This window comes from Mesorhizobium sp. M0715 (assembly GCF_040320355.1).
Lineage (GTDB): Bacteria > Pseudomonadota > Alphaproteobacteria > Rhizobiales > Rhizobiaceae > Mesorhizobium.
Genome location: NZ_JAMYPL010000007.1, coordinates 209,740 through 225,549 on the forward strand (window position 1 = coordinate 209,740; position 15,810 = coordinate 225,549).

At 63.2% G+C, this 15,810-nt stretch carries 19 protein-coding genes; 9 read left to right on the plus strand and 10 right to left on the minus strand.

Annotation, left to right across the window (positions count from 1 at the left end; all coding sequences use genetic code 11):
* Positions 1 to 4: 4 nt before the first annotated feature.
* From NKI21_RS11575 to NKI21_RS11600, 6 genes are all read right to left on the minus strand, one after another.
* On the minus strand, positions 5 to 1,615 hold the full coding sequence (locus tag NKI21_RS11575) for an NTP transferase domain-containing protein (protein WP_352865611.1): 1,611 nt from the start codon (positions 1,613 to 1,615) through the stop codon (positions 5 to 7).
* 66 nt (positions 1,616 to 1,681) lie between these two features.
* Complete coding sequence (locus tag NKI21_RS11580; RefSeq protein WP_352759220.1) at positions 1,682 to 2,419, minus strand: XdhC family protein; 738 nt, start codon at positions 2,417 to 2,419, stop codon at positions 1,682 to 1,684.
* Positions 2,420 to 2,481: 62 nt separating this feature from the next.
* Positions 2,482 to 2,820, minus strand: coding sequence for an XdhC family protein (locus NKI21_RS11585; RefSeq protein WP_128303293.1), 339 nt, complete (start codon positions 2,818 to 2,820; stop codon positions 2,482 to 2,484).
* Positions 2,821 to 2,880: 60 nt separating this feature from the next.
* Positions 2,881 to 4,125, minus strand: coding sequence for a vWA domain-containing protein (locus NKI21_RS11590; protein WP_023810355.1), 1,245 nt, complete (start codon positions 4,123 to 4,125; stop codon positions 2,881 to 2,883).
* 3 nt (positions 4,126 to 4,128) lie between these two features.
* A complete protein-coding gene (locus tag NKI21_RS11595; protein WP_023810354.1) occupies positions 4,129 to 5,058 on the minus strand; it encodes an AAA family ATPase in 930 nt (309 codons plus the stop codon).
* Positions 5,055 to 5,582, minus strand: a complete 528-nt coding sequence (locus NKI21_RS11600; RefSeq protein WP_023810353.1) for a flavin reductase — start codon at positions 5,580 to 5,582, stop codon at positions 5,055 to 5,057. Before NKI21_RS11600 ends, NKI21_RS11595 begins: the two co-directional genes overlap by 4 nt.
* Before the next feature lie 179 nt (positions 5,583 to 5,761).
* Here NKI21_RS11600 and NKI21_RS11605 point away from each other — a divergent pair, with 179 nt between their 5' ends.
* Both NKI21_RS11605 and NKI21_RS11610 read left to right on the plus strand, forming a co-directional pair.
* The gene (locus NKI21_RS11605; RefSeq protein WP_352865616.1) at positions 5,762 to 6,835 is read left to right on the plus strand and encodes a branched-chain amino acid ABC transporter substrate-binding protein; all 1,074 of its coding nucleotides are present in this window, start codon (positions 5,762 to 5,764) and stop codon (positions 6,833 to 6,835) included.
* Positions 6,835 to 7,860 (plus strand): P1 family peptidase, encoded by a 1,026-nt coding sequence (locus NKI21_RS11610; RefSeq protein ID WP_352796628.1) that lies wholly within the window; start codon positions 6,835 to 6,837, stop codon positions 7,858 to 7,860. The genes NKI21_RS11605 and NKI21_RS11610 overlap by 1 nt, the downstream gene beginning before the upstream one ends.
* A gap of 9 nt (positions 7,861 to 7,869) precedes the next feature.
* Here the strand turns inward: NKI21_RS11610 and NKI21_RS11615 are convergent, their stop codons facing one another.
* A complete protein-coding gene (locus tag NKI21_RS11615) occupies positions 7,870 to 8,124 on the minus strand; it encodes a DUF2171 domain-containing protein (protein WP_127269889.1) in 255 nt (84 codons plus the stop codon).
* Positions 8,125 to 8,252: 128 nt separating this feature from the next.
* Here NKI21_RS11615 and NKI21_RS11620 point away from each other — a divergent pair, with 128 nt between their 5' ends.
* From NKI21_RS11620 to NKI21_RS11635, 4 genes are all read left to right on the plus strand, one after another.
* Positions 8,253 to 8,978: a DUF2259 domain-containing protein gene (locus NKI21_RS11620; protein WP_352865618.1), complete on the plus strand. Its 726-nt coding sequence runs from the start codon at positions 8,253 to 8,255 to the stop codon at positions 8,976 to 8,978.
* A 107-nt stretch (positions 8,979 to 9,085) separates the two neighbouring features.
* Positions 9,086 to 9,499, plus strand: coding sequence for a hypothetical protein (locus NKI21_RS11625; protein ID WP_128303287.1), 414 nt, complete (start codon positions 9,086 to 9,088; stop codon positions 9,497 to 9,499).
* A 59-nt stretch (positions 9,500 to 9,558) separates the two neighbouring features.
* Positions 9,559 to 10,860, plus strand: a complete 1,302-nt coding sequence (gene purB / locus NKI21_RS11630) for an adenylosuccinate lyase (RefSeq protein WP_352552709.1) — start codon at positions 9,559 to 9,561, stop codon at positions 10,858 to 10,860.
* Between the two features lie 53 nt (positions 10,861 to 10,913).
* Entirely contained in the window at positions 10,914 to 11,606 is a 693-nt protein-coding gene (locus NKI21_RS11635; protein WP_352865620.1) for a metallophosphoesterase family protein, read from the plus strand.
* Between the two features lie 15 nt (positions 11,607 to 11,621).
* Here NKI21_RS11635 and NKI21_RS11640 read toward each other — a convergent pair whose 3' ends face one another.
* Complete coding sequence (locus NKI21_RS11640; RefSeq protein ID WP_352865622.1) at positions 11,622 to 12,437, minus strand: VOC family protein; 816 nt, start codon at positions 12,435 to 12,437, stop codon at positions 11,622 to 11,624.
* Positions 12,438 to 12,686: 249 nt separating this feature from the next.
* On the opposite strand from NKI21_RS11640, the gene NKI21_RS11645 reads away from it, so the two are divergent.
* Positions 12,687 to 13,241, plus strand: coding sequence for an RBBP9/YdeN family alpha/beta hydrolase (locus tag NKI21_RS11645; protein ID WP_352630255.1), 555 nt, complete (start codon positions 12,687 to 12,689; stop codon positions 13,239 to 13,241).
* Positions 13,242 to 13,247: 6 nt separating this feature from the next.
* Here NKI21_RS11645 and NKI21_RS11650 read toward each other — a convergent pair whose 3' ends face one another.
* Both NKI21_RS11650 and NKI21_RS11655 read right to left on the minus strand, forming a co-directional pair.
* Positions 13,248 to 14,021: an HpcH/HpaI aldolase family protein gene (locus tag NKI21_RS11650; protein WP_023810343.1), complete on the minus strand. Its 774-nt coding sequence runs from the start codon at positions 14,019 to 14,021 to the stop codon at positions 13,248 to 13,250.
* 128 nt (positions 14,022 to 14,149) lie between these two features.
* A complete protein-coding gene (locus NKI21_RS11655; RefSeq protein WP_013532126.1) occupies positions 14,150 to 14,470 on the minus strand; it encodes a DUF1476 domain-containing protein in 321 nt (106 codons plus the stop codon).
* Positions 14,471 to 14,743: 273 nt separating this feature from the next.
* Between NKI21_RS11655 and purC the strand changes: the two genes are divergently transcribed.
* Both purC and purS read left to right on the plus strand, forming a co-directional pair.
* Positions 14,744 to 15,538, plus strand: a complete 795-nt coding sequence (gene purC / locus NKI21_RS11660) for a phosphoribosylaminoimidazolesuccinocarboxamide synthase (RefSeq protein WP_013532127.1) — start codon at positions 14,744 to 14,746, stop codon at positions 15,536 to 15,538.
* A gap of 28 nt (positions 15,539 to 15,566) precedes the next feature.
* Positions 15,567 to 15,809, plus strand: coding sequence for a phosphoribosylformylglycinamidine synthase subunit PurS (gene purS / locus NKI21_RS11665; RefSeq protein WP_352440306.1), 243 nt, complete (start codon positions 15,567 to 15,569; stop codon positions 15,807 to 15,809).
* Position 15,810 lies beyond the last annotated feature (1 nt).

Sequence of the window (15,810 nt, forward strand, 5' to 3'; positions counted from 1 at the left end):
TTTGTCAATCCTGCAGCACGCCGCCGGCGCCTTCCAGCGCCTCGCGCGTGTCGACATCGACAGATGCCGCCGCGCCGATCTCGACATCGATGACATCGAGCCCTTCCGTCTCGACCAGATGGCGCGCGCCGGTGTCGCCTTCGAGATGGGCGATCGCCGGAAACAGCGAGCGCGGCAAAAGCACCGGGTTGCCGCGGTTGCCGTCACGCGAAGCGCGGACCACCGCATTGCCGCCGGCCTTGCGGAAAGCATCGATCAATCTGTCGAGATCGCCAGACGTGATATCAGGCATGTCGCCGAGAACGATCATCACGCCGGCGGTGTCTTCCGGCAGATAGGCAATGCCGGCCTTCAGCGAAGTGGACAGGCCCTCGGTAAAATCGGGATTGTCGGCGAAGGCCACGTCGAGGCCCGCCAGTGCCGAGCGCACCCGATCGCGCTGGTGGCCGGTGACGACGACAGTGCCGGACGCCTTCGAGCCAAGCGCCCGCTCAGCGGTGCGGCGCACCAGCGGCTTGCCGTCGAACAGCGCCAGCAGCTTGTTCGGCCCGCCCATGCGGCTTGAGCGGCCAGCCGCCAGCAGCACGATGCCGACCTTGACCTGGCTTCTCGCCGGCAGCGGTTCGCGCGGCTGCGGCCGTGTCGGGATTTCCATCAGCAGCCCTCCGACCCCCATGCCGGCAATATCCCTGGCGGTCACGTCGATACCGGCGATCAAACGGTCCAGCACCCAGTCGAAACCGTTCTCCTTGGGGCTGCGGGCGCAGCCGGGCGCGCCGATGACGTGCTTGCCGCCGAGCATACCGAGCACCAGCAGATTGCCGGGATCCACCGGCATACCGGCGCGGATGACAGTACCGCCCGCCCTCTCGATCGCCGCGGGAATGACATCGGCGAAATCGCTCATCGCCGAGGCGCCGAAGATCACCACCAAATCGTTGTCGCGCACCAGGGAGACCGCGGCCTCAGCCACCGGCGCGATCTCATGCGGCGTGCGGCGCTCGGCCGTCAGCCTGCCCCCCGTGCGCGCCAGCCGCGCTTCGGTGACTCGCAGGGTCTTGTCCAGCACGGAAGGCTTGATGCCCGGCAGAACCGTCTGGATGACGCCGACACGCACCGGCTGGTAGGCGTTGACGGCAAAGATCTCACCACCGGCGCAGATTTTCGTCGCGGCGCCGATCAGCGCTGAACTGACCGCGAAGGGGATGATCTTCACGGTCGCGACCATCTGGCCTTTCTCCACCGGCGCATGCTGCGCCAGCGTGGCGATGGTGATGGCGGGATCGATGGCGTTGATGGCGTCGATGGCAGCGGCATCGACCGTGAAGATGCCCGGCGCCTTGGCATGGAGGTTGACCCGCCCGGTCGCGGCAGGCCTGGCCTCGATCCCGCGAAAGGTCATGCTCTCAGCTATTTCCTGCGCGGCGGCATCCTCGGCGAGGTCGTCGGCAGCCAGCACGGCTGCAACGACCTCGGAAACGCCGGCGGCCCGCAGCAGCGCCACATCTTCGGCGCTGAGCCTGTGCGCCTTGCGGAAGCGGCGTTCACCAGCGGTGGTGGAGTGCGCCAGCACCGCGCCTTCCGCGGCCTCGATCGGGATCGGGCCGAATTTCACGCCGCCGCGCCCGTAGAGCGCCGCGCGTCCTTTTGGACGCGCAAAGGACGCTCTACTACTTTGAATCTACGCATCGTGCTTTTCCAAAATCGATTTCGATTTTGGAGCCGATGCGGAGGCATCGAAACCGCGCGAGCGGAAGGCGTGGATCGCCTGGGCCAACACCGCAACGGCGATCTCTCCCGGGCTGGCAGCACCGATGTCGAGCCCGATCGGCGCATGGATACGGGCGATCTGATCGGCGCTCGCGCCCAGCGCCAGCAGGCGTTCGACCCGCTTGGCATGCGTCTTCCTGCTGCCGAGCGCCCCGACATAGAAACAGTTGGCGTCGAGCGCGGCCTTCAGGGCGAAATCATCGACCTTCGGGTCATGGGTGACGGCGGCAAGTGCGGTGTAGCTGTCGAGCGGCTGGCGCTTCAGCACATCCTCCGGCCATTCTGCATGAAGCGCCACCTCGGGAAAGCGGTCCGGCGTGGCGAAAGCGGTGCGGGGGTCGATGATCTCCACGGGATAGCCGGCGATCTTCGCCATCGGCGCCAGCGCCTGGCTGATATGGACAGCGCCAATCACGACCAGACGCGGCTGCGGCAGATGCGCGTTGAGAAAGAAATTCCGCCCCTCGGCTTCGACCGAACCGGAATTGCCTGTGCGAAACGCCCTGGCGATCGCGGCGCCAAGATCGCCGGCGACCTGATCGCCCTCGCGCACGATCCTGTCGCGGCCGTCACCGAGATCGGTGACAAGGATCGCCGCTCGGCGAGCGCGTCGTTCGGCGTTCAAAGTTTTTAAGGCGTAGGGATCCATCAGGAAATCTCTTGTCCGAGCATGATCTTGTCCAAAAACCGGGCCCCACTTTTGGGCATGCTCTAGCCCAGTCTTTCCACATACACCTTGATGCGACCGCCACAGGACAAGCCGACCTGCCATGCGGTTTCATCGGCAACACCGAACTCCAGCATCCTGGCCTTGCCGCTGTCGATGACGTCGATGGCCTCGCTGACCACAGCGCCTTCGACGCAGCCGCCGGAAACGGAGCCGTGGAAATTGCCATCGGCATCAATGACCAGATGGCTGCCTATGGGTCGGGGCGCCGAACCCCAGGTCTCGACCACAGTCGCGATGGCCACGTCCTTGCCGTCCTTCATCCAGCCCTCCGCAATGATCAGCGGGTCGCGGGCCTCATCCAGATAAATGCTGTTTTCCATGACCGTTTCTCCAGAAGTCTGTTTTTCTCGGGATCTGTTTTCCGGATGGGAAAGATATGGCTATGCGGCGTGCCTCGCGCCAGCTTCCAGCCATCGGCGCGGATCGACGGATTCTGCCGACTTCTTATCCAGCGACGCGCAAAGATCGGCGAGCGCGTCGAGATTGTGCACCGAGCGGAACTCGTCGACGTGCGGCAGCATCGTCTTGACGCCGCGGGCGCGCGCCTGAAAGCCGTCGAAGCGCAGCAACGGATTCAGCCAGATCAGACGCCGGCAGGATTTGTGCAGGCGCTCCATTTCTTCAGACAGGCCGGCGACATCGTCGCGCTCCAGCCCATCTGTGATCAGAAGCACGACCGCGCCCTGCCCCAGCACGCGGCGCGACCATATCAGGTTGAACTCGGCCAGCGTGTCGCCGATGCGGGTGCCGCCCGACCAGTCCCTGACCGCCGCCGAACAGTCGGCAAGGGCTGCATCCGGGTCGCGATGGCGCATCTGCCGGGTCAGATTGGTGAGCCTTGTGCCAAAAACGAACGTGTGCACGCGCCGGCGTTTTTCGGTCAGCGCATGCAGGAAATGCAGGAAGATGCGTGTGTACTGGCTCATCGAGCCGGAAATGTCGGCCAGCACCACCAGCGGCGGGTGAACCTCGCGGGCTGAGCGGAATTTCGGCAGGATCAGTTCGCCGCCGGTGCGCGCGGCCGAACGCATCATGGCGCGCGGATCGATACGGCGGCCATGCGCATCGGCCTTGAAGCGCCGGGTGCGCACCATGTCGAAAGGCAGCCGCAGCTGCGCGATCGCCTTCTTGGCGTCGGCCATCTCGGCGGTATTCATCTGGGCAAAATCCTTGGCCCGCAGCACCTCGTTGCCGGAAGAGGTGAAGCGGGCGTCGACCTCGATCTCGGGAATTTCCTGTGGCGGCTGGTTCTTCTGGTGGCCCTCGAACATCGCCTGGCTGACCCGGTTTTCAGCGGCGCGTGGCTTCTGCTTTTCCCTGTTGTCGGGTGCCACCGGCGAAAACATAGCCAGCATCTTTTCGATCAGTTCGCGCGACTTCCAGAACAGCCGGAAGGCTTGGTCGAAAATGGCGTGGTCCTCATGCCTGGACACCAGCACGGCGTGCAGCGTCCAGTAGAAATCGTCGCGCGAGCCGATGCCGGCGGCGAGCACCGCTTCGATTGCGTCCTTGACCGAAGCCGGGCCGACCCGCATGCCGGCCTTGCGCAAGGTGCGGGCAAAATAGACGATGTTGTCGGCGATCCGCCCGTGCGGCATGGCCTCTTTTGGCTCGGGGCGCGACATCGCCTACTCCGCCGCCGAAAGCTCGGCCTTCACCTCGTTGAGGATGCGCCGGCCTTCGCCCTGTTCGATGCGGGCAATGTCGTCCTGGTATTTCAACAGCACGCCGATCGTGTCGGAGACGGTTTCAGGATCGAGCGCCACCTTGTCGAGCTCGGTCAGCGCGCCGGCCCAGTCGATGGTTTCGGCGACGCCCGGCACCTTGAACAATTCGATCTGGCGCAGCTTCTGGATGAAGGAGACCACTTCGGCCGAAAGCCGCTGGTTGGCCTGCGGCACCTTGCGGCGCACGATCTCCAGCTCGCGCTCGGCATTGGGATAGTCGACCCAGTGATAAAGGCAGCGCCGCTTCAGCGCATCGTGGATTTCGCGGGTGCGATTGGTGGTGATGATGACGATCGGTGGTTCTTCCGCCTTGATGGTGCCGAGTTCGGGCACCGTCACCTGGAAGTCGGACAGGATTTCGAGCAGGAAGGCTTCAAACGCCTCGTCGGTACGGTCGAGCTCATCGATCAGGAAAACCGGGGCAGCGCCCGTCTTTCCGGTCAGCGCATCGAGCACCGGGCGGCGGATCAGGTATTTTTCGGAAAAGACGTTGCGCTCCATGGCGGAGCGCTCGACCTTGCCGGCCGCCTCCTCCATGCGGATCTCGATCATCTGCGCGGCGTAGTTCCACTCATAGACGGCGGACGAAACGTCGAGGCCTTCATAGCACTGCAGGCGGATCAGCCGGCGACCGAGCGCCTGTGCCAACACCTTGGCGATCTCGGTCTTGCCGACGCCGGCCTCGCCCTCGAGGAACAGCGGCCGCTTCATACGCAACGACAGGAACAGCACGGTCGCCAGCGACCGGTCCGCCACATAGTCCGCACCGGTCAGGAGATCGAGCGTCTCGTCGATCGTCCGTGGCGCGGCGCGCGGTTTCAGCTCGGTCATTCTTTCTCCGTGAACGCCGCCGCTCCGCTTTCCAGTACGTGGTAGCCGCGGGCGTGGTAAATCAGCGGCCGCAAATTATCGCCCATACGCAGACCTGTCACCTTGCCAAAAAGCACACGATGGGTGGCCAGATCCTTGGTGTCGATCAATTCGCAGTCGAACACGGCGAGCGCGCCTTTCAGCGTCGGTACGCCGGTAGAGATCACATCCCATTCGCCAAGCGCGAAACGTTCCTCGACCGGCAGGCCGGTGATGCCGGAAAAGCCGACCGACAGTGGCTCCTGGTGCGAGGCCAGCGTGTTTAGGGCAAACCTGCCGTTTTTCACGAACAGCTCATTCTTGGCATTTTCGCGGTTGAGACAGACCAGGATGGTCGGCGGCGTGTCCGACACCGAACAGGCGGCGATCACCGTCGTGCCGCGCTTGCCGGCCGGCCCGTCGGTGGTGACCACATGGACGTGGCCGGCAAAGTGGCTCATCGCATCGCGATAGGCCTGCGGCCCAATGTCGTTCTTCTTCAGCACCGTAAATTTTCCATGGTCAGGATCCTACCGACATATATGGCCAGACATAGCCCGCCACAAGCGAAGTGCCTGAGCCATATCCCGAAATTCGCGTGTTGCACCAAGGCCGGGCAGCCTTTAGGTCTTGGCGGTAATAGTGCCGGGAGCATAGAGCCGGCACGGAGGGACCCATCGCTCGAATGCGACCCAGGACAAGAACAATAGCGGCGCTGTTCTGGCTGTTTCTGGCCAGTGCCGCGGATGCCCAGACGCTGCTCGTCGGCGTCGCGGCACCGCTATCGGGACCATCTGCCATTCTCGGCAAGCAGATCGAGGCCGGGACCGGCCTGGCGGCCGAAGCGAACGGCATCGAACTGAAGACGGTGGATGATTCCTGCACCGCCGATGGCGGCGCTGCCGCGGCCAGGAAGTTTGCGGCCGCCAAGGTCAATATCGTGGTCGGCTTTCTCTGCACCGAGGCCATCGAGGCGGCGATGCCGATCCTGAAGGATGCCGGCATTCCGGTCATCACCGTTGGCGTGCGGACCGAAAGCCTGACCGACCGCCGCGCCAAGACCGGCTGGCCGGTCTATCGCCTCGGACCACGCGGCGACGATGAGCGCAACACCGTCGCCTCTGCCCTCACCCATCTGTGGCAGAACGAGCTGTTCGCCATTATCGACGACGGCACCATCTACGGCCGTGAGATCGCCGAGACGTTGCGGGCAGCGGCCGAACAGGCAGCGCTGAAACCGGTGTTCGTCGATACGTTCCGGCCACAGCTCGACAACCAGATCGGCATGATCGGTCGGCTGAAGAAGGCCGGCGCGACGCATGTCTTTGCCGGTGGCGACGGCGGCGACATCGCCATCATGGGCCGCGATGCCGCACAGCTTCAGGCGGGCATCGTCTTTGCCGGCGGCGAAAATCTCCGCACACCGCCGGGCGACGTGCCCTATGCCGTGGGCACGCTGATGATCGCACCGCCGGAATGGGCCGATGTCGCCGATCCAAAAGTGCTGGCGGCATTTGACGCTAGGAAGATCGTGCCCGACGGTTATGCGCTGCCCGCCTACGCCGCGGTCGAAATCGCCAAGGCGGCATCAAGCTTGTCCGAAAGCTCGGGCAAGCCATTGGCTGAAGCCCTGACCGGGCAGGATTTCACCACGGCGATCGGGCCGATCCGCTTTGATGCAAAAGGCGACCTCAGCCAGAGCCCCTACCGCGTCTTTCGTTTCGACGGCACGCGCTTTGCGCCCTTGGAAAGCAACTGATGTTTCGCACCGGCCCACGCAACCTGATCACCGACGTTGCCGGCCTGCGCGTCGGCAATGCGTCCGACGCCAGGCTGAAATCCGGGGTGACGACCGTGCTTTGCGATGCGCCGACGGTGGCTGGCGTTCAGATCCTGGGCGGCGCGCCGGGCACGCGCGAGACAGACCTGCTCGAACCGCACAATTCGGTCGATGTGGTGCACGCCGTCGTGCTTTCAGGCGGTTCGGCTTTCGGCCTCGACGCGGCATCCGGCGTGCAGGCGGCGTTGCGCGAACGCGGCATCGGCCTCGAGGTCGGTGGCTTTCGCGTGCCGATCGTGCCATCGGCGATCCTGTTCGACCTGCGCAATGGCGGCGACAAGGATTGGGGCCGTTATCCGCCCTACCGTGAGCTTGGCTATGAGGCGGCGCAAACCGCCACCGCCGATTTCCAACTCGGCACAATCGGCGCCGGCACCGGTGCGCTGACCTCGGGGCTAAAGGGCGGCCTCGGCTCCGCCTCGACGCTGCTGGAAAGTGGCGTCACCATCGGCGCGCTGGCCGCCGTCAATCCGACGGGCTCGGTAACCGTCAGCCGAACCCGCCATTTCTGGGCAGCACCATTCGAAATCGGCGGCGAATTCGGCGGGCTTGGTTACCCCACGCCGATGCCGGACGATGCGAAACGGATTCTTTTGAAACACCGCGACAAGCATGTTGGCAGGCAGATGGAGACCGGCGGCAACACCACCATCGCCGTCATTGCCACCGATGCGGTGCTCACAAAAGCTGCCGCCAAGCGCCTGGCGATATCGGCGCATGACGGGTTCGTGCGCGCCATATGGCCGACGCACACACCGGCCGATGGCGATCTTGTGTTCGCGCTGGCGACCGGCACGAGCGGTATCGAACTCTCCGCCGATGCCGCAATCGATCTCTACGCCGCCGCCGGCGCCACCATGGCGCGCGCCATCAGTCGCGGCGTCTATGCGGCAACGCCTGCCGAAAACGATCTGTTTCCGGTCTGGTCGTCACGCCTGAGGTGAAGCGATCAATCAGACCCGATCGGACTTTTCTTCCTCGAACGTCACCGCAACATCGGAATTCGCCGACAGCCAGACCTTCTTCCCGTCGACTTCGGCAATCAGGCTCAGGGGAATATAGTGATGATGGCCCTTGTGAGCGCCCTCGCCGCTATCGGCCTTGGTTAGCTTGATGCGCTGGCCATCGACCTTGTCGACAGTGCCGACATGCACGCCGTCGGCGCCGACGACTTCCATATGCTCACGAATTTTGCTGGTGTCGGTCATGGTGGTTCTCCATTGGGACTGCCGACCATAACAAATGACGGGCCGATTGGATGCATCGGCTTTCGCACCGCATGACGTTTTGATTTCGGCGTGCTAGGGGATTGAGACGATCACCGGGGTGAAGACCGATGCGAATGCTCTTTCTGTTTGCCGTTGGCCTGCTTGCACAGTTTGCCACCTCGATCGCGGCTCATGCCGGCGATGTCGCCGAACTTGAAATCCTCGGCTTCACCAAGGACGGCAACGTCTTTGCTTTCGAGGAATATGGCGTGCAGGATGGATCGGGTTTTCCCTATGCCAACCGCTACTACATCGACACCAGCACCGACAGCTTTCTCAAGGGCACGCCGATCCGGGTCCGGCTTGAGGACGAGAATGCCAAACTGGATGCGGCGCGCCTTCAGGCCCGACAAAAAGGCGAAGCCATTGTCAGTCAGGCCCAGTTGGACGCCAATCGCGGCATCACCGCCGGTTTCAACCCGGTGACCGAACTTTCGGCCGATCCGCACCGGATGGCAGTCAACCCGCGCCCGATCTTTTCGCCGGTCGACCCACCGCTCGAGTTCCGGCTCGACGAGATCGGCATGAACAACACCGAGGGCTGCGAGAGCCAGGGCGAGATCAACGGCTTCCGGCTGCTGCGCATCGAGGCGCAGGATGGTGGCACCACCAAGCTGCTGCACGAGGATAAGGCGATACCGAAAAGCCGGGGTTGCCCGAACGGCTACCGCATCGGCGCCGTGCAGACCTTTTCGATGGACAGTCTCAGCGCCTATGCCGTGCTGATCGCGGTGCGCCAGTACGGCTTTGAAGGCCCGGACTTTCGCTGGATCGCGGTGACCGGCTGCCTGTGACACCGCTTGTCCCACCCGCCCCGCGCGATCGTTCGCTGAACCGCCTTCGCCGCGCTATACCGACGCCGCGCACTGCGTTTTATGGCGCCTTGCTATGGGCCACGACGATGGGCGCCAGTGCGCTCGTCACCCTGTTGTTGGACGACTGGGAGACGCCGGCGAAAATCCGCATTGTCACCGTACTGTTCGCGGTGGGAGCTGCGCTGGCCTTTCCTATCGGCCTGTTCGCGGCGCGGCTGGTTTCGCAGGGAAGACGCTGGGAAGTCGCCTTTGCCGCGGCCTTCGTGTGCCTAGCCGCGGCGACGATCGGCCTGACCGCCGGGCTGTTTGCCCTGCAGTACCGCTCCTACTATGCCGAGTGGCATGCGCCTGCTTTCACCCGCACCTGGGTCCTCCAGTTCGTCTTCACGACGTTGATTGCGCTTTATCAGTTCGTGGTGCTGGGCATCCGGCTCTATTTTCCAGTTGGTTTCATCGCTCTGTTTGCCGCGGGCGTCTGGTTTGCGCGCCAGCGGCGTTGAGCATTTTGCTCGCCTCTGTTAGGACGCGGGCAAACTTCTCGATATGTCAGGACTGACCGATGATCCCTCGCTATTCCCGGCCGGAAATGGTCGCCATCTGGTCGCCAGAAACCCGGTTCCGCATCTGGTTCGAGATCGAAGCCTATGCATGCGACGCGCTGGCCGAACTCGGCGTCATCCCCAGGGAAGCGGCAAAAACCATCTGGGAAAAGGGCGGGGCGGCAAAATTCGATGTCGAGGCGATCGACGAGATCGAGCGCGTTACCAAGCATGACGTGATCGCCTTCCTCACCCATCTTGCCGAATTCGTCGGGCCGGACGCCCGCTTCATCCATCAGGGCATGACCTCGTCCGACGTTCTCGACACCTGCTTTGCGGTGCAGCTTACCCGCGCCAGCGACATCCTGCTCGCCGACATCGATGGTCTGCTTGCAGCGCTCAAGCGCCGCGCCTTCGAGCACAAGGACACGGTCACCATCGGCCGCAGCCATGGCATCCATGCCGAGCCGACCACCTTCGGCGTCAAGCTGGCGCAGGCCTATGCCGAGTTCTCGCGCTGCCGCGAGCGGCTGGTGCACGCGCGCGAAGACATCGCCACCTGCGCCGTTTCGGGCGCAGTCGGCACCTTCGCCAACATCGATCCCTATGTCGAGGAGCATGTCGCGGCGAAGCTCGGCCTGAAGCCCGAGCCGGTGTCGACGCAAGTGATCCCGCGCGACCGCCATGCCATGTTCTTTGCCACGCTCGGCGTCATCGCCTCCTCGGTCGAGCGGCTGTCGATCGAGATCCGGCATCTGCAGCGCACCGAGGTGCTGGAGGCGGAAGAGTATTTTTCGCCGGGCCAGAAAGGCTCGTCGGCCATGCCGCACAAGCGCAACCCGGTGCTGACCGAGAACCTCACCGGCCTTGCCCGCATGGTGCGTTCGATGGCGCTGCCGGCGATGGAGAATGTGGCGCTCTGGCACGAGCGCGACATCTCGCACTCCTCGGTCGAGCGCATGATCGGCCCGGACGCCACCGTCACGCTCGATTTCGCGCTGTCACGGCTGACCGGCGTCATCGACAAGCTGCTCGTCTATCCCGACAACATGCTGAAGAACATGAACAAGTTCCGCGGCCTCGTGCATTCGCAGCGCGTCATGCTGGCGCTGACGCAGGCGGGCCTGTCGCGCGAAGACTCCTACCGGCTGGTGCAGCGCAACGCCATGAGAGTGTGGGAGCAAGGCGCTGATTTTCTTGAGGAATTACTGTCCGACAAGGAAGTGACCGCAGCGCTGCCGGAAGCCGAGATCCGCGAGAAATTCGACCTGGGCTATCACACCAAGCATGTCGACACGATCTTCAAGCGGGTGTTCGGATAGGATTTCCATGCGACTGGCTGTCCTTTCCGACATTCACGGGAATCTGCGCGCGCTTGAAGCGGTTCATGCGCGGATCAAGGACAATTCTCCCGACATCATCCGACATCATCGTCAATCTGGGTGATTGTCTCTCCGGGCCGCTATGGCCGGAAGAAACCGCGCAATATTTGATTGCACAGAACTGGCCGACCGTGCGCGGCAATCACGACCGTGTGCTGATCGAGCCGCCGGCTTCCGGGCTGGAAGACGTCGATGCCTTTACCCACCATTGCCTCTCCCAGACGTCATTGGCTTGGCTTTTGGCATTGCCGATTGCCCTGACGCTCGCCCCTGAAATTCTGCTCTGCCACGGCAGCCCCAGCGACGACGAGACGTTCCTGCTCGAGGAAGACGGCGGCAATCACTTCTATCCATCCAATCAAAAAGAAATCAGACACAAGCTCGGCAGCATCGATGCCGGGCTGACCTTGTGCGGCCACACCCATACGCCGCGCGTCGTGCGGCTTTCCGACCGCCAGACGATCCTAAATCCCGGCAGCGTCGGTGTTCAGGCGTTTCCCGGCCTTACCGTGACCGGCAGCCCGCATGCCCGCTACGCCCTCGCCACGCGCAAGCGCGGAGAATGGTCGTTCAGCCATCACGCGGTCAGTTATGACTGGGCCGAAGCATCCAGCCGCGCGACGGCGGCCGGCTTCGACAGTTGGGCACACGGATTGCTGACCGGTTACGCCGCCAGTTCTGTTTAAGAGCGCAGCGGGCGCTTAGCCGGCAGCGCCAGGCACGGTGCGGATCACCGTGCCCCACGGGTCTTCCCGCGTGGTTTCGGTGGATGCCTTGTCCGAACGCATCTCGACCCAGGCCAGACCTGACCGGGAGGGATCGCGGCGGCCGGCGCCCGAACTCTGCCAGGCGTTGGCGCCGATGTGGTGGTGATAGCCGCCCGACGACAGGAACACCGCCTGGCCACCGTATTTGGCCATGGTGTCGAAGCCAAATTCCTGATTCCACCAGGCTTCGGCGTCTTCCGGCCTGCCGACGCGCAGGTGGACATGGCCGACAATGCTGTTTTCCGGCGTACCCTGCCAGCCGGCATCACCCGCCGGCACTTCGGCAACGACGGACGGAATGTTCAGCCGTTCTGTCGCCATGGCAATCTTGTCGCCATTCCACTTCCAGTCCTGCGGACGGCGGTCGGCATAGATCTCGATGCCATTGCCTTCGGGATCGGTCAGGTACAGAGCTTCGCTGACCAGATGGTCGGAAGCGCCCTCGATCGCGATCTTGTTCGATATAGCGTGGTTGATCCAGCGGCCGAGATCGGCGCGGCTGGGCAGCAGGAAGGCGGTGTGGAACAGCCCGGCGCTGCGCGGATCATCCGGCTTAGCTGAAGCGTCCTGCTCAAGCACCAACAAGGGACGGTTGGCGGCGCCCAGCGTGATCGAACCATCGGCACGGCTCAACTCCTGCAGACCGACAATTTCGCGGTAATATGCGGCAAGGCTTTCCGCGTCGCGCGCCTTCAGCCCGACGCGGGCAACGCTGACTGGGGTGGTGGCGGCAAAAGGCAACTCGCTCATCAAATGCTCCGTTCGACCGGCCTGCGATGAAGCTCCCAAAGCGAGAAGCCCCACTCCGCCGATCATTGTACGTCGTGTCAGTTCCAAAGTCAGGGTTCCCGCGCACGGCTGTTTCTTTTCCTGACCACAGATCGTCCATCGGCATCGTTCACACAAGACGCGAAGAAGCGAACGTGGTGTTCACTATTGTGATCAAAAGTGGCGTTCCCGCCGGTTGCACGAAGCGATGCCGCTCGCTATCTCAGCGCCATGAAGGTCAGAGACGCAGATATCCTCATCGTGCCGGGCTACACCAATTCCGGCCCCGACCATTGGCAGAGCCGCTGGCAGTCGAAACTGTCGACGGCGCGCCGCGTCGAACAGGCCGAGTGGTCGAAGCCGGTTCGCGAGGACTGGACCGCGAGCGTCGCCAAGGCGGTCAACGAGGCCGAGCGGCCGGTCGTCCTGGTCGCGCATTCGCTCGGCGTCACCACTGCGGTGCAAGCCATTCCGCAATTCCGCAAGCCGATCGCCGGGGCCTTCTTCGTGGCACCTCCCGACGTCGCCAATCCCGAGATCAGGCCCAGGCACCTGATGACCTTCGGTCCCTACCCGCGTGAGCCGCTGCCCTTTCCCTCGATCGTGATCGCCAGCCGCAACGATCCGTTCTGCGCCTTCGATGTCGCCGAAGACATTGCCGGTGCATGGGGCTCACTATTCATCGATGCCGGCGAGACCGGTCATCTGAACGCGGATTCAGGCTTCGGGCCGTGGCCCGAAGGTTCAATGACCTTCGCCAAATTCCTGACGGATTTGAAACCCTGAGTTTCTTCAGGACCCAATCGAATCGCGGACGCTCTTGATCAGCGTTTTTGCGCCAAGCCCGATCAGCGAATGCTCGGAGCCCATGGCCAGCAGGCGATAGCCCATCGACACAACCCGGCCGGCAATTGCCGGCTCGACAACGTAGATCGCCGCATGTTTGCCGGCCTTGCGGGTGCGCTCGGCCACCGATGCCACCGTCTCCATCATGCTTTCCAGCGTCGAATTGACGGTCGCACCATTGCTCCAGGCGATCGAGAAATCCGATGGGCCGAGGAAGATGCCGTCGATGCCGGGCGTGTCGAGGATGCCGTCGAGCGCATCGAGGGCCGGACGCGTCTCGACCATGGCGAAGGCCATGGTGCGTTGGTTGGTGTCGCGCAGCCACTCGGCCTGGTCGCCCTTGCCGTGGCGTGGAAAAGCGTAGGTCGGACCCCAGGAGCGCTCGCCGAGTGGCGGGTATTTCATGGCGGCGGCGAACAATTTTGCATCGGCAACCGAATTCACCATCGGCGCGATGACCGCCTCGGCGCCGAAATCGAGCGCGCGGCTTGCCATGTCGAAACGGCCAACGGGAATGCGCACCAGCGCCGGCTTGCCGGCGGCGAGCACCGGCACCAGGCCACGCAGCACGCTGTCTTCGTGATGGCCGCCATGCTGCATGTCGAGCGTGACGGCATCAAAGCCCTGCTTGGCGACGATCTCGACGGTCAAGGCATCCGGCACGCCGGACCATGCGGTGAACAACGTTTCATCGGCCGCGAGGCGGGACTTCAGGGACATGGGTACTTTCCTTGTTAACTCCGGCAGTTTCAGCCGGAAATCGTGACAAAGGCAAAGAAAAACCGCCCGGATAGGCCGGGCGGTCGATTGGTCCAGCGTATGGCCGCGGGATCAGCGCATGGCCGGGATCAGGTGTTCTTGATCTGCTCGATCGCCTGCGCCATCAGTTCGTCCATGGTGCGGCGGATCTGGTGGTCCGACTGCTCGACGCCGGCCGCGTCGAAATCCCCGCGGATTTTGCGGAACACGTCGTGGTCGCCGGCTTCCTCGATGTCGGAGATAACCACTTCCTTGGCATAGGCGTCGGCATCAGCGCCGGACTTTCCGAGCTTTTCGGCGGCCCACAGGCCGAGCGCCTTGTTGCGGCGCGCCGAGGCCTTGAACCGAAGCTCCTCGTCGAATGCGAATTTACGCTCAAAGCCCTCTTCGCGGTCTTTCATGCTGCTCATGGCGTCCCTCCGGTCAAATTCGATTCGGTGGCGGTGAATATGTGCGTTGCCAAAGCACAAACCAAAAGGTCGCGGGCCGGTCAATACGCTTCATCGCATGCTGCGCTGCGGCATTTCAGTCCCGAAAGCGGTTGATTGGAAGGATTTGCCGATTGAGCAAACGATGTGATTGGGATAGACCCGGCATTGAACCCTACCGTAGCCGCACTATTTCAGGCAGACGGACAGGAAATGGTCTGATACCGCCTGTCCGGAACCCCAGAGAAAAATCAGATGAAAAATCGCCGCCGCATTTATGAAGGCAAGGCCAAGATACTCTATGAGGGACCCGAACCGGGCACGCTTATCCAGTTCTTCAAGGATGATGCAACCGCGTTCAACAAGAAGAAGCACGAGGTCATCGACGGCAAGGGCGTCCTCAACAACCGCATTTCCGAGTACATATTCAACCATCTCAACCGTATGGGGATCCCGACCCACTTCATCCGCCGGCTCAACATGCGCGAGCAGCTGATCAAGGAAGTCGAGATCATTCCGCTCGAAGTGGTGGTGCGCAATGTCGCCGCCGGCTCGCTGTCCAAGCGGCTCGGCATCGAGGAAGGCACCGTTTTGCCGCGCTCGATCATCGAATTCTATTACAAGGCCGACGCGCTCGACGACCCGATGGTGTCGGAAGAACACATCACCGCGTTCGGCTGGGCGAGCCCGCAGGAAATCGACGACGTCATGGCGCTGGCCATCCGCGTCAACGACTTCCTCTCCGGCCTGTTCATGGGCGTCGGCATCCAGCTCGTCGACTTCAAGATCGAATGCGGCCGCCTGTTCGAAGGCGACATGATGCGCATCGTCGTCGCCGACGAGATCTCGCCGGACTCCTGCCGTTTGTGGGACGTGGCGACACAGGACAAGCTCGACAAGGACCGTTTCCGCCGCGACATGGGCGGCCTCGTCGAGGCCTACCAGGAAGTTGCCCGCCGCCTCGGCATCATGAACGAGAACGAGCCGCCGCGCCCGACCGGCCCGGTGCTTGTCGCCTCGACCGACGGCCTCAAAGGCAAGCCGCACTAACCCGGATTCGAACAGGAGCATGTCCAGCGTGATCAAGGCCCGCATTACCGTCACCCTCAAGAACGGCGTGCTCGACCCGCAGGGCAAAGCGATAGAACACGCATTGTCGGGCCTTGGCTTCGGCGGCGTCGGCGCGGTGCGGCAGGGCAAGGTTTTCGACGTCGAACTGGGCGAAAGTGACAAGGCCAAGGCCGAGGCCGACCTCAAGGCCATGTGCGACAAGCTGCTGGCGAATACGGTTATTGAGAATTACGCGGTGGAGATCGCCTAAA

What these genes read in the sequence shown, in the direction of transcription:
- NKI21_RS11580 (WP_352759220.1), bottom strand. Translation starts at nt 2,419, where the DNA reads ATGGATCCCTACGCCTTAAAAACTTTGAACGCCGAACGACGCGCTCGC.
- NKI21_RS11585 (WP_128303293.1), bottom strand. Translation starts at nt 2,820, where the DNA reads ATGGAAAACAGCATTTATCTGGATGAGGCCCGCGACCCGCTGATCATT.
- NKI21_RS11590 (WP_023810355.1), bottom strand. Translation starts at nt 4,125, where the DNA reads ATGTCGCGCCCCGAGCCAAAAGAGGCCATGCCGCACGGGCGGATCGCC.
- NKI21_RS11595 (WP_023810354.1), bottom strand. Translation starts at nt 5,058, where the DNA reads ATGACCGAGCTGAAACCGCGCGCCGCGCCACGGACGATCGACGAGACG.
- NKI21_RS11605 (WP_352865616.1), top strand. Translation starts at nt 5,762, where the DNA reads ATGCGACCCAGGACAAGAACAATAGCGGCGCTGTTCTGGCTGTTTCTG.
- NKI21_RS11610 (WP_352796628.1), top strand. Translation starts at nt 6,835, where the DNA reads ATGTTTCGCACCGGCCCACGCAACCTGATCACCGACGTTGCCGGCCTG.
- NKI21_RS11615 (WP_127269889.1), bottom strand. Translation starts at nt 8,124, where the DNA reads ATGACCGACACCAGCAAAATTCGTGAGCATATGGAAGTCGTCGGCGCC.
- NKI21_RS11620 (WP_352865618.1), top strand. Translation starts at nt 8,253, where the DNA reads ATGCGAATGCTCTTTCTGTTTGCCGTTGGCCTGCTTGCACAGTTTGCC.
- NKI21_RS11625 (WP_128303287.1), top strand. Translation starts at nt 9,086, where the DNA reads ATGGGCGCCAGTGCGCTCGTCACCCTGTTGTTGGACGACTGGGAGACG.
- purB (WP_352552709.1), top strand. Translation starts at nt 9,559, where the DNA reads ATGATCCCTCGCTATTCCCGGCCGGAAATGGTCGCCATCTGGTCGCCA.
- NKI21_RS11640 (WP_352865622.1), bottom strand. Translation starts at nt 12,437, where the DNA reads ATGAGCGAGTTGCCTTTTGCCGCCACCACCCCAGTCAGCGTTGCCCGC.
- NKI21_RS11645 (WP_352630255.1), top strand. Translation starts at nt 12,687, where the DNA reads ATGAAGGTCAGAGACGCAGATATCCTCATCGTGCCGGGCTACACCAAT.
- NKI21_RS11650 (WP_023810343.1), bottom strand. Translation starts at nt 14,021, where the DNA reads ATGTCCCTGAAGTCCCGCCTCGCGGCCGATGAAACGTTGTTCACCGCA.
- NKI21_RS11655 (WP_013532126.1), bottom strand. Translation starts at nt 14,470, where the DNA reads ATGAGCAGCATGAAAGACCGCGAAGAGGGCTTTGAGCGTAAATTCGCA.
- purC (WP_013532127.1), top strand. Translation starts at nt 14,744, where the DNA reads ATGAAAAATCGCCGCCGCATTTATGAAGGCAAGGCCAAGATACTCTAT.